A 12,560-nucleotide genomic window follows, 5' to 3' on the forward strand; every position below is an offset into this window, starting at 1 on the left:
AATTTTAGACTGAGCAAATGTTAATAGCCCGCCACGAAATAAAGTAGGGATGCGATAAACCATACTCAATAAATTGACTTTAATGCTAAACAAACAAACTATGAAAAGCAGGGGAATTTTGAAAGTCGTTTTTGCGGAGGTACAAGATATGGGTGAAATCGTTGCAAAACAGCCTCTCCCATCCAGCCAGGTAGATTATTTAGATCCTTTTATATTATTGCACCATGCAGAAAATGAGATTTCGGAAGATTTCAATTTGAAACATTCCGGTGTTGCCCCACATCCTCACAGAGGTTTTGCACCTGTGACTTTTGTCTTCGAAGGCGGGGTTTATCATCAGGATAGTCGTGGCAACAAAGGTACTGTGTTTACGGGCGGTGTGCAGTGGATGCATGCAGGTATGGGTATAATCCATAGCGAGCGACCAGCGGAAAGTGGTCGTCAGGAAATTATTCAAATGTGGATCAATTCTCCTGCAAAAAACAAAATGGATCAGCCAACTTATTTCCCACTAACTGCCGAAAACACACCTCAGGTTTTAAGTGATGACCAAAAAGTGAAATTATCAGTTGTGAGCGGTGATTTATTAGGAAAAAAAGGCCCGGTTCCAACATTGACAGACATAAATTCGGCGATGATATGGGCGGATAAAGGAGGAAGTGTTTTTATTCCTTTTTCAGTAAAACACAATGCTTTTTTATATGTGTTATCAGGAAAAGTAAAAATTGCAGGCCAGCAGGTTGATTCTCAAAATATGATTGTTTTTGATAACAACGGAGATGGTATACAGCTTGAAATTCTGGAAAATACAAAAGCATTATTTATGAGCGGTGAGCCTATTGATGAGACCATTATTGCAAAAGGCCCTTTCGTGGTAAGCAAGGAAATTGAGATCATGGAAGCTTACCGGGATTACCGAATGGGTAAAATGGGAATTTTGATCGAAGAGTAAAAAAATCGGCAGGAATAAACCTGCCGATTCTCTTTATGCTAAACCTTTTTTGGACCAACGGAGTCATAAATAACAACCTTTTCCCAAAGGTGAGCGTAATTATTCCTGAATTCGTCATGAATCGGATGTGTCTGATATAACTCTTCCTCAATGATATTATCGAAAAAACACATCCAGGAAAAAGTATAATCTTTCACGATTACAGAGCGATCTGTTGGAGCAGGTTTTCCGATGTTCACATATTTTATTTGTGGAACTTTCGCTAATTTTTTCAGCCCTTCTAAAAGCTTGGCCTCATCCTGAGCATTATTCGGATCTTTCAGATAGAAAAGAACATGGTGAATAAAAACTTCCTTGGTTCTTTCCGGTGCAGCATCCAATGGAGAAATGGATACCAGTGAAGCCAATCCGGCGTTTTGTAAAAATTTGCGTCTTGATGAATCTTCCATGATTTGGATGTAGGTCAATTACTTTTTTTATAATTAATTATTCTCGTTTTAATCTTAAAAAATCATCCGGCGTTAACACCTAAATCTGGCTCATGCTATTAAGATCCCTTTCATTTCCCAAGATATTTTTCTGATAAACTTTGGATCAGCTCTTCTTTGTAATCAAAATTTTCCGGAGCTTTAAAAGAGCATTTTAGCGATTTAATAATGTTGCCGGTTCTAATTCCTTTTCTTGACAATGACAGGATTTGTTTTATGCAATATACTTTTTACACGTATTTAATAAAAATTAAATGCAAGGGTGATTAATCCTGGTTTTCATTGGTACCTGCCATAGCCACCAACTCATTCACTGTTTTCCAGTTCCTGGTTGTCGCAGTTACTTTAAGCTTCTTTTCAAAAAAATTATTGTTCAGTTTTGTCTTTCCATAACCTCCGGGACAGAAAATATAAACAGAGCGTCCTGACAAAATCCATTCATCAGGTAAAAATTGAGCAGTTTCTTTAAGTTTTTCTACCACACCTTTTTCCGGTTCCTGCGACAGAAAGGTAACATAAAGTTGGGATTCGTCCTCTTTCCCCTCCTTAATAAATGGATTATTCTGCTGCGTCTTCTTCAATTCTGTTTCATCCAAAACTGTCACCGGAACGTCGAAATTAAAGGTTTTTTGAATTGCTCCATGAATTTTCTTTTGCAAAACTTCCTCACTTTCCTCCTTTGTTTTAAACGCGATATTACCACTTTGGATATAGGTTTTCACCTCTTCTAAATTCAGAGATTCAAACATCCTTTTGAGATCAGTCATCTTGATCAGCTTCTGACCGCTCACATTTATCCCTCTTAAAATGGCTATATAAGTCTTCATTTGGTGCTGGCTTATTTATTATTTCTTTATTCAATTCAAAAATCTGAAAGAATAGTATAATACGCATAGATCGATCTTCTAAATATACTCCACTAAAATACTGAGAAAAAGATGTTGACAAAAAGAGATATTACCGTTGCAGTCGTGACAGCCGGACTGACTTTAACATTTGTATTTGCCAATTCCAGAATCGACTCACTCGATTCCTCTATTTTTGATTGGAATGATATAGCCGTAAAAGAAACAAAAACGGGATCGGTCCGTACCTTCTTCCGGTCACGGACGGCTACGCTGGACGAACTTGAATGTCACGTAACGACGCTCAATCCGAATGAAAGTTCTCACCCGCCGCACAAACATCAGGAAGAAGAAATAATTATTATTAAGGAAGGCACGCTGGAAGCTCTGGTTAACGGAACAATGAAAAGGGTTGGTCCGGGTTCGGTAGTTTTCCAGGCTTCGAATCAAATGCATTCCATCCGGAATGTCGGTACGATCCGTGCTACGTATCACGTTTTCAGCTGGCACTCGCCGGGAACAATGAAATCTGGAACAGCAAAATGATTTTAAAATCCGAATCCGAAGCTGAAAGAAAATTCTCTCGTTACGTCCAATTGGTTTCCATAAATTCCTGTCGACGATGACTTAGTACGATTGAGATAACGCATGCCTAATCCGCCGTTCAGCCCGAGATTTATCCGGGAAGTAATGTGGAAATTAAGGTAATTGTTGATCAATAATCCGAGGAGAAAGTTATTTTTCTGAGTGTTATAGTAATATCCTCCTCCGTTAGGGCCAGAAACGAATTAACTATCAAGCTTTTTAGAAATCCAGGCGTAACATTAGCTCCCAACAGCAATAATAGAAAACAATACATGATTATTATTACATAGCGAATACAAAATGTAAAGTTATTGTAAAACGGTTAGGTCATAAGTAAAATTTAATGAACGATAAAAAACGTATTGCTGTTATCCGTAGAACCTAAAAAGGTATCGTAATACTATTTCGGCTCTGTTTATACATAAAGCTATACACATGGGCAGCTTAAAACAACCAAATGACATTTCAAGATTTAGATCTCATTGAGCCAATTAGAAAGGCTCTGACAGAAGAAGGATACACCACTCCCACCCCGATCCAGGCAAAAGCGATTCCTATTATATTACAGCATAGAGATTTATTGGGTTGTGCGCAGACAGGCACAGGAAAAACCGCAGCGTTTGCGATTCCTATGCTTCAAATATTAGAGGAAAAACAAAAGACGAGGCACGATAAAGGTCCGATACGGGCCCTTATTTTAACACCAACTCGTGAATTGGCGATCCAGATCGGCGAGAGTTTTTCCGCTTATGGACGTTTTACAAACATAACTCATACCGTTATTTTCGGTGGCGTTGGTCAAAAACCACAAACAGATGCACTTCGTAAAGGCGTGGATGTGCTGATTGCAACTCCCGGCCGCCTTTTAGATTTGATCAACCAGGGATTTGTTCATTTGAAACAACTGGAAATTTTTGTTCTGGATGAAGCAGATCGCATGCTGGACATGGGGTTTGTGCATGATGTGAAGAAAATTTTACGCCTGTTGCCAGCAAAACGTCAGTCTCTATTTTTCTCAGCGACGATGCCGCCGGTCATTATGACATTGGCTGATACAATTCTTTCCAATCCTGCCAAGGTTGAAGTAACTCCTGTTTCTTCAACAGCGGATACAATTAAACAATCGGTTTATTTTGTCGATAAATCAGACAAAAACAGTTTGCTTTTACATATCCTGAAAGATGATTCGATTGCGACAGCGCTTGTTTTTACCAGAACAAAACATGGTGCGGATAAAGTTGTGAAAGTTTTGCGTAAAGCAGGCGTTACTTCGGAGGCGATTCATGGTAACAAATCACAGAATGCTCGCCAGAACGCTTTGAAAAATTTCAAAAGCCAGACGACACGCGTTTTGGTTGCCACGGATATTGCTGCGAGAGGAATTGATGTTGACGATCTTACGCATGTAATCAACTACGAAATCCCGAATATTCCTGAAACGTATGTCCACCGTATCGGTCGTACAGGCCGTGCAGGAGCAAAAGGAATTGCTTTTTCTTTCTGTGACCTGGACGAAAAAGCATATCTGAGAGATATTCATAAATTGATCGCTAAAAATATCCCGGTGGTTAAGGATCATCCTTATTCGAACGGAAGATAATATTAAGTTGAATTGACTTATGTACAAAAATACATATTCCGATATCAACCTTTCTCAGTTGAATGAGCTTCGTCAGCAATCGGATTGCATTGTCGTTGATGTCCGGGAAACCTGGGAATTTGAAGAATTCAATGAAGGTGGAATTAATATTCCCCTTGCAGAAATCAGACAGCAGAGGAATTTGCTGTCTGATTTTAAAAATATTATTGTGCTTTGTACAAACGGCGTCCGAAGTAAAGTCGCCGCATTAGATTTCTGCAGAGTTCCAGAGTGGGGTGACAAGAAAATCTTTCATTTACACGGAGGAATTCTCGAATCTGAATAGAAGCTGGTGCCAATTCGCAATTGGTACCTTTCTGGTTTCGTGTTTGCAACGCGAGAATAAAATGCTTAACGGCTGAGGTTGAAATCTAACATTCTGTTACAAGAATTGAAATTCAACAAATCTTTCTGTGATATGGAATAGTCTGGCTTTGTAAATGCTGAACTATGAAAACACCGATTGCAAATCCTTCCCAGCCTGTTAAATATTAGCGCTTCCTTCAAAAACCCGCACTGCGGGTCCGATTAAAAAGACATCATCAAATTTGGAATCAGATTTTTCAGTGTAGTCAACCTGTAAAGTTCCTCCCAGAGTTTCCACTTTCACCGGGCCATTCCATCCTTCACGCAAATGTGCGGATAAAACACAAGCCGTTACACCGGTACCGCAGGAATATGTTTCATCTTCTACCCCACGTTCATACGTTCGGACACTGATATGATTTTCTCCTAAAAGCTGAATAAAGTTAACATTTGTTCCACCCATAGGTCCAAACACCGGACCGTAGCGTACATCCTTACCAATTTCCACAACCGCCGCTTCCTCGATATTGTCCACATACGTGACATAATGAGGAGAACCAGTATTCATGAAATCATATTCCTCATGACGTTCAACGCCATTAACCGGACTCATCTTCAGACGGATGATGTCCTCGGATGCAAATCCTTCATGAGGTCCATCCACGGCGATGAACGAAGTAGTCGTATCAAACAGCCCAAGATCATGCGCGAAACGTACCGCACAGCGGCCGCCATTTCCGCACATGCTACCTTCGCGTCCATCTGCATTGAAATAAACCATCCGAAAATCATAGCCTTCCGCATTTTCCAGAAGAATAAGTCCGTCAGATCCTATACCAAAACGACGGTGACAAAGTTTTTCAATTAATTCCTGTGAAGATGGAAAAAAACCTGTACGATTATCAATCATCACAAAGTCATTTCCGGTACCCTGATATTTAAAAAAAGGAATTTTCATTTTGGCTGTCGGCGATCGGCTTTCGGCAATCTTTTTTAGTTATTCTGAAATCTGTAAGAAAGTGAAGTTGATCTCGACCGCGCGGCGGCCGCTTTCAACTAAAACAACAAAACCCTGCAAAGAAAAGATTCTCTTGCAGGGTTTTTAATTTCGTCCGAAGAAATATCTTATGCCTTCGCTACTTTTAGCTCCTTGATACGAGCGGCTTTACCCTGACGGCCACGTAAGAAGAACAAACGAGCACGACGCACCTTACCACGACGAATCAATTCGATTTTCGCGATAGATGGTGAAAGAATTGGGAAAACACGTTCTACGGCAATTCCGTTAGATATTTTACGTACAGTGAAAGTTTCTCCACTAGAGCTCAGGTTACGGCGTTGCATAACGGTACCCTGAAATTGCTGGATACGTTCTTTGTTACCTTCTCTGATCTTTACGTGTACGTTGATCGTGTCGCCTGCTTTGAAAACAGGATACTCGGATGTACGATTTTCAATCGTAGCTTCTACGAGTTTAATTAATTCGCTCATGACGATGCGTTATATTATATTGATTAAAATAATCGCAGCTAATTCCCAGCGGATGAGGTGACGCCCCTTCATTCAAAACAGCTATTGCGAAAACGAGTGCAAAGCTAAGATTAATTATTAATATCTGAAAGAGTTACGATAATTTTATGTTGTAAACAAGTAACAAAATATGTGGTGGAATAATATTAGTGAACGCCTCTGTTATCCGTACTTAAAATTTGACATCGCAATTTGAATAATCGGTTATGAAAATATTAAACGCAGGACAGATTCGCGCACTGGACGCATACACGATAAAAAACGAACCTATTTCTTCAGCAGATCTGATGGAGCGAGCTTCGCAAGCGTTTGTAAATTGGTTTATTAACTGTTTTGACGTCAGCAAATCGGTTTCCATTTTTTGTGGAAAAGGGAACAATGGAGGAGACGGATTGGCTATTGCGAGACTTTTACATGCCAAAGGTTTTCAAGTCCGCGTTTTTGTCATTGAATACACGGATAAGGAAAGTGATGATTTCAAACAAAATCTTGAACGCCTCGCAGGAAATTTACAGGTTCAATCCATATATGAATCGCACGCAATGCCTGAACTGCACAGCGACCAGATTATTATTGATGCTTTATTAGGCTCCGGACTCTCACGACCTGTCGCCGGCTTGCTCGGAGACGTGATAGAGCATGTTAATGGCGCAACCGGTATAATTATTTCGATTGACATTGCAAGTGGTTTGTATGTAGATAAACCAAATGAAAAATCCGATACGATTGTGAAACCGGATCATACGGTTACGTTCCAGCTTCCAAAGCTTGCTTTCATGATGCCGCAAAATGCAGAATTTACCGGCGACTGGCACGTAGTCGATATTGGGCTGGACAAAAGGTTCATTGAAGAAACGCTTTCTCCTTACTATTATACAGACAAACCTGCGGGCGAAGCGCTTACTAAAAAAAGGGGGAAATTTTCACACAAAGGTACATTTGGGCACGCTCTCATTCTTGCAGGGCGTTATGGAAAAATGGGAGCGGCAGTACTTTCATCCAGAGCCTGCCTTCGTTCCGGAGCGGGCTTGCTAACTGTGCATGTTCCTGAATGCGGTTACGAAATTTTGCAGATTTCACTTCCCGAAGCGATGCTTTCCATCGATCCTAACCAGCGTAATATTACAGAACTCCCAGAATTGAGCTCCTACTCAGCCATTGGTATTGGGCCTGGTATCGGTCAGGAGCCGCTTACGGTCCGGGTTTTAGATGAGCTGTTAGAGCAAATAAGCACTCCATTGATTGTTGATGCAGACGGGTTAAATATTTTGTCAAAACATCCTGACCTCATTGATAAATTACCCGAAAAAACGATTTTGTCTCCACACCCGAAGGAATTCCAGAGGCTTGCAGGAGATAGTGCAAATGAATTTGAAAGACTGGAATTGGCAAGAAATTTTGCAAAAAAACACAATGTAGTTATCATCCTGAAAGGTGCCTACACTGCTGTAATTTTAACAAACGGAGATGTCCATTTTAATTCGACTGGAAATGCCGGGATGGCAACGGGCGGCAGTGGAGACGTCCTGACAGGAATATTAACTGCATTGCTGGCGCAAAAATATACGCCTGAGGACGCGGCCATTTTCGGAGTTTATCAACACGGACTAGCTGGTGATCGTGCGGCTGAGAGGAAAACAAAAACTGCAATGATCGCGTCGGATATTATTGAAAACCTGGGTTGGTAGTTTTTGTGCGTTACCGCTCTTTGAAATTCAAACTATTACCAAAGAATTTTTGATTTATTACCGATCCGACGGCAGAAAAAGCCGTCGGACCGGTTCGAACTACCCGTCTGATGGCTTTTTCCTCCATCAGACGGGTGATATAGTATTGAACAAAAAGAGAATTTCAGAAGATCAACTCATTATCTGATACACCGCAAACGCTGAAACATAAGCCAAAACCATCAGATAAGCTAATTGAATAAGCGGCCATTTCCAGCCATGTGTTTCGCGATAAACAACGGCGATTGTACTCATACACATCATCGCGAAAACATAAAATATTAATAAAGAATAACAAACGGCCGGAGTATACATCGGGCCGCCCTTGTCATTTTTTTCCTGAACCAGTCGCTGTTTAACAGTCAGTACATCTTCGGAATCACCACTGATACTGTAAATTGTCGCCATGGTACCTACGAAAACTTCTCTCGCAGCAAAGGAAGCAAGCAAAGCAATTCCAATTTTCCAGTCATAACCCAACGGACGTATCGCAGGCTCAATAAATCTTCCGAAACTTCCTGCGTATGAACTTTCCAGACGAGCCGAAGCCACTGCTGCTCCAAGTTCCTCTGCCGGTGCAGAAGGCATTGCAGTAATCACTTTTTCTTCTGCTGCCTGCATACTGTCACCCGGACCGTAGGATGATAAGACCCAAAGAATGATAGAGATTGCTAAGATAACCTGACCAGCTTGAAGTACGAATGATTTTACACTGTCATACATCATAAAACCAACATGGCCCCAACGTGGAAGTTTATAGGTCGGCATTTCAAGCATGAAATATCCCGGCTCCGTTCTCTTAATGACCAAAGATAACAACCAGGCAGAAACCAATGCACCAGCCAATCCAAGAAAGTAAAGTCCAAACAGAACCAGTCCCTGCATATTAAAAATACCCAACACCTTAGTTGAAGGAATAATCAACGCAATTAGGATACTGTAAATTGGAAGACGCGCGGAACAACTCATGATCGGCGTTACTAAAATTGTCAAAAGTCTTTCGTGGCGGCTGCTGATGCTTCGGGTTGTCATGATGGCCGGAACTGCGCAGGCAACACCCGAAATAAGAGGAACAACACTCCGTCCGTTTAGTCCGAATTTCCGCATCACCTTATCCATGATCACCATGACCCTTGCCATATAACCGGATTCTTCAAGTATAGAAACAAGTCCGAAAAGAATAGCAATCTGCGGAATAAAAATAATTACCCCACCGATTCCGGTCATGATCCCATCCGTAATCAGATCGTTCAGAACACCTGCCGGAAGTATTTCTTTTGTCCAGGAAATCAAAGCTGCGGTATTTTCATCAATCCAGTCCATCGGATAAGATGCCCAGGCAAAAATTGCCTGAAAAATAACCATTAAAATCACTGCAAATGTCACGTACCCCCAGAAAGGGTGCAGCAAAACCTTATCCAGTTTGCGCGTCCAGAGCGGCTGCTCCGTAGCACCTTCCGACTTTACTGATTTGTCAACAATCGGTCTAATCGTTTTATAACGGGCAATGGTTTCGTCAGCAAGAAAGCCAGTTTCATCAAATTCGTATTTTTCAATCAAGGTATCAAGTTTGGCTCTCACAGGTTGAGCCAGAAATGAAAAATTATCATGCTGACAAACATATTGCAAAGCAACATAGTCATTATCAAGCTGATGCAATTCCTTTACCTCTTCGATAAGCGCGGGCTCATTCCCTTTTGGAACATAAAAATATTTAAGGGCAGGTTTTTCCTTTTTATCTAACAATGTGCTGACTGCTTGCTGCAAAACAGGAACTCCCTCACCAGTTCTGGCATTAATTTTCACGACCGGAACATTTAGCTGCATCGCCAGTTGAACCGCATTCACAGTCAACTTCATACTTGCAGCAACATCCAGCATATTTAATGCCAGAATCGTCGGCAGGCCCAGATCGTTTATTTCGGTAAAAAGAAGGAGATTTCTCTGAAGATTGGAAGCGTCAACAACAACAATTACTGCGTCAGGATAGTCAGGATGTTTTGGATTTGCAAGGATATCCATCACGACACTTTCATCCGCAGATTTTGGATAGACACTGTATGTACCAGGCAAATCCACAACGGTTACATCCCTATCCGGTTTACCATCTTCCCCGGCCAATTTGAAAGAACCTGATTTTTTCTCAACAGTCACACCCGGGAAGTTTCCCGTTTTTTGTCGTAAGCCTGTTAGCGCATTAAATAAAGTTGATTTCCCGGCATTCGGGTTTCCTACGAGGGCAATTTTTATATTTTCTTGTTTCAATGTAAAAGCAAAAAAGAACGAAAAACGAATTACTCAATTTCGATAGTTGACGCTTCATTTAATCGTAATGATAAGGAATAACAACCACCGACATTTATACAAATTGGGTCACCCAAGGGAGCAACCGCATCCAGACGCACCTCACAACCTGGCACACATCCCATTTCCAATAATTTCAAAGACATCAGCCGATCAGAGAATGATCTGATAACCGCCTTCTCCCCTTTTTGGAGCTGCGAAACTGTACGAACCGACATATTAGCTTATTTAGATTAAATATACGTAAGTGCAAATTAAGCATTCTCCGCCCGGAATTCAAACAGTTAACTCGATCATTTAACAAAACCCTGCTATAAATCATGCAAAAACATCCCATTTTTATTATTACGCTCGGGTTTTGTGTCGTACTTTTGCATCGCGAAAAGACGAATGTCAGGAAGCAAGAGTAACGGAAAATAATCACCGCGCCGAAAGCTGGTTGCTGACTGCCGATAGCAAAAAGTATTGAACGAGATAAAAACCCTCATCTGGAAAGAAGTGACGCTGGAATGGCGACAAAAATACGCTTTGAGTGGTATGTTACTGTACGTGGTATCTACCGTTTTTGTTTGTTATCTAAGCTTTAACCTTCGCCGCGGCCAGCTGACTCCTATCGTTTGGAATACGCTTTTCTGGATCATTATTCTGTTTACCGCAGTGAATGCAATTGCAAAAAGTTTTTCACAGGAACGATATGGGCGTCTGATTTACTATTACAATCTATGCAGTCCACAGGCCATTATTGTTTCAAAAATTATTTACAATTCATTGGTCATGCTGCTGCTTGCCGGGATTGGTTTTGGCTTTTATGCGTTTGTGATGGGAAATCCGGTTCAGGATGTTGGACTGTACCTTATCTGTATTTTGCTTTCCGCAATTGGTTTTGCTTCGGTACTTACGTTGGTAGCCGGAATCGCATCAAAAGCAGAAAACAACGCAACGCTGATGGCAGTTCTAAGTTTTCCGATCATTCTGCCAATGCTTTTAATGACAATTCGTTTGGCGAAAAATGCAATGGACGGGCTCGACTGGAGTGTCAGTATTGACGAAATCACCACACTATTATCAATCGATTTAATTGTTATTACATTGAGTTACCTGCTTTTCCCTTTTTTGTGGAGGAGTTAAATATAATTTTTCAATTACCGGAATGAGATTTAACTAATTTTTGTTATAACTCAGCCAGCTTTTTCCCAAAAACAGTACCCTAATTATCAATATATTATGAAGAAATATTGGTGGAAAATTCTTTGTATATTCATTTTATTCTACGTCATAATCGTGGGATTTATGGGCCCGGTTCCCCATCAGCCCATTCTGAACGAAAGTATCCGGAATACTTATTTCCACGTTGCCTTATGGATGTCGATGACGATCATGCTTTTCACATCCATGGTTTTCTCTTTCAAATATTTACGGAGCGGCTTGCTGGATCATGATGACAAAGCCAGTGAATTTGCAAAAGGAGGCTTGTTCTTCGGAATTTTAGGTTGTTTAACCGGCTCTGTCTGGGCGAATTACACCTGGGGAGATCCATGGCCAAACGATCCTAAATTGAACGGAGCCGCGGTCGGTATGTTGATGTACCTGGCCTATATGCTTCTCAGAAGTTCGTTCGAAGATGAGCAGCGTAAGGCAAGAATATCTTCGGTTTACAACATTTTGGCTTTTGCTGTTTTCATCCCGCTGATATACATTCTGCCTCGTTTGACAGACTCTCTTCATCCCGGAAACGGTGGAAATCCCGCGTTCAGCTCTTATGATATGAACAATGAGATGCGAAAAGTATTTTATCCTGCGATTATCGGCTGGACCCTTATGGGTGTGTGGCTGATCGAGCTGAGAGTGCGAGTGAAAAGAATTAACCGGTTTTTGCGCGAACGTGTTGCCAATGCTGACACCGCCGCCAAAGTGCATCAATAACAAACAAAGTTTAATTTCGTTAAGATTATATCATCATGAAAAAAATAATTCTCCTTTTACTAACGCTTGTATCCCTGCCGCAACTCCTTTTTGCCCAGGCTGCCGACCAGGTAGAAATGGCTGACAAACTGAGAGCCGACGGAAAGATATGGGTGGTTGTTGCTGTGGTTGCTATTGTGCTTGCAGGTATTGCGATCAATATGTTTCGCGTGGATTCGAAGGTTAGTAAAATAGAAAAAGAATTAAATATCAAGTAAATAG

At 41.1% G+C, this 12,560-nt stretch carries 14 protein-coding genes; 8 read left to right on the top strand and 6 right to left on the bottom strand.

Annotation, left to right across the window (positions count from 1 at the left end):
• The first annotated feature begins 100 nt into the window (after positions 1–100).
• Positions 101–952, top strand: a complete 852-nt coding sequence (locus BMY70_RS10165; protein WP_090335067.1) for a pirin family protein — start codon at positions 101–103, stop codon at positions 950–952.
• A 38-nt stretch (positions 953–990) separates the two neighbouring features.
• On the opposite strand, the gene BMY70_RS10170 is transcribed toward BMY70_RS10165, so the two are convergent.
• A complete protein-coding gene (locus BMY70_RS10170) occupies positions 991–1,401 on the bottom strand; it encodes a Dabb family protein (RefSeq protein ID WP_090335068.1) in 411 nt (136 codons plus the stop codon).
• Between the two features lie 305 nt (positions 1,402–1,706).
• Positions 1,707–2,267, bottom strand: a complete 561-nt coding sequence (locus tag BMY70_RS10175) for a DUF1697 domain-containing protein (protein ID WP_090335069.1) — start codon at positions 2,265–2,267, stop codon at positions 1,707–1,709.
• Positions 2,268–2,378: 111 nt separating this feature from the next.
• Here BMY70_RS10175 and BMY70_RS10180 point away from each other — a divergent pair, with 111 nt between their 5' ends.
• The 3 genes from BMY70_RS10180 (at position 2,379) to BMY70_RS10190 (ending at position 4,795) form a co-directional block, all read left to right on the top strand.
• Positions 2,379–2,831 (top strand): cupin domain-containing protein, encoded by a 453-nt coding sequence (locus BMY70_RS10180; protein ID WP_090335070.1) that lies wholly within the window; start codon positions 2,379–2,381, stop codon positions 2,829–2,831.
• A 496-nt stretch (positions 2,832–3,327) separates the two neighbouring features.
• Positions 3,328–4,470 (top strand): DEAD/DEAH box helicase, encoded by a 1,143-nt coding sequence (locus tag BMY70_RS10185; protein WP_090335071.1) that lies wholly within the window; start codon positions 3,328–3,330, stop codon positions 4,468–4,470.
• A 19-nt stretch (positions 4,471–4,489) separates the two neighbouring features.
• Entirely contained in the window at positions 4,490–4,795 is a 306-nt protein-coding gene (locus BMY70_RS10190) for a rhodanese-like domain-containing protein (protein ID WP_090335072.1), read from the top strand.
• 198 nt (positions 4,796–4,993) lie between these two features.
• Here BMY70_RS10190 and dapF read toward each other — a convergent pair whose 3' ends face one another.
• Both dapF and rplS read right to left on the bottom strand, forming a co-directional pair.
• A complete protein-coding gene (gene dapF / locus BMY70_RS10195) occupies positions 4,994–5,773 on the bottom strand; it encodes a diaminopimelate epimerase (RefSeq protein WP_090335073.1) in 780 nt (259 codons plus the stop codon).
• 167 nt (positions 5,774–5,940) lie between these two features.
• Complete coding sequence (gene rplS / locus BMY70_RS10200; RefSeq protein ID WP_090335074.1) at positions 5,941–6,306, bottom strand: 50S ribosomal protein L19; 366 nt, start codon at positions 6,304–6,306, stop codon at positions 5,941–5,943.
• Positions 6,307–6,551: 245 nt separating this feature from the next.
• Between rplS and BMY70_RS10205 the strand changes: the two genes are divergently transcribed.
• Positions 6,552–8,033, top strand: coding sequence for an NAD(P)H-hydrate dehydratase (locus tag BMY70_RS10205; protein WP_090335075.1), 1,482 nt, complete (start codon positions 6,552–6,554; stop codon positions 8,031–8,033).
• 171 nt (positions 8,034–8,204) lie between these two features.
• On the opposite strand, the gene feoB is transcribed toward BMY70_RS10205, so the two are convergent.
• The gene (gene feoB / locus BMY70_RS10210) at positions 8,205–10,337 is read right to left on the bottom strand and encodes a ferrous iron transport protein B (RefSeq protein ID WP_090335076.1); all 2,133 of its coding nucleotides are present in this window, start codon (positions 10,335–10,337) and stop codon (positions 8,205–8,207) included.
• Between the two features lie 29 nt (positions 10,338–10,366).
• Positions 10,367–10,594, bottom strand: coding sequence for a FeoA family protein (locus BMY70_RS10215; protein WP_090335077.1), 228 nt, complete (start codon positions 10,592–10,594; stop codon positions 10,367–10,369).
• A 247-nt stretch (positions 10,595–10,841) separates the two neighbouring features.
• On the opposite strand from BMY70_RS10215, the gene BMY70_RS10220 reads away from it, so the two are divergent.
• The 3 genes from BMY70_RS10220 to BMY70_RS10230 all read left to right on the top strand — a co-directional run bounded on the left by BMY70_RS10220 (position 10,842) and on the right by BMY70_RS10230 (position 12,556).
• Complete coding sequence (locus BMY70_RS10220) at positions 10,842–11,504, top strand: heme exporter protein CcmB (protein ID WP_090335078.1); 663 nt, start codon at positions 10,842–10,844, stop codon at positions 11,502–11,504.
• 96 nt (positions 11,505–11,600) lie between these two features.
• Entirely contained in the window at positions 11,601–12,299 is a 699-nt protein-coding gene (gene ccsA / locus BMY70_RS10225) for a cytochrome c biogenesis protein CcsA (protein ID WP_090335079.1), read from the top strand.
• Between the two features lie 35 nt (positions 12,300–12,334).
• Positions 12,335–12,556, top strand: a complete 222-nt coding sequence (locus BMY70_RS10230) for a CcmD family protein (protein WP_090335080.1) — start codon at positions 12,335–12,337, stop codon at positions 12,554–12,556.
• Positions 12,557–12,560: the final 4 nt, after the last annotated feature.

Source organism: Dyadobacter koreensis, from assembly GCF_900108855.1.
GTDB classification, from domain to species: Bacteria; Bacteroidota; Bacteroidia; order Cytophagales; family Spirosomataceae; genus Dyadobacter; species Dyadobacter koreensis.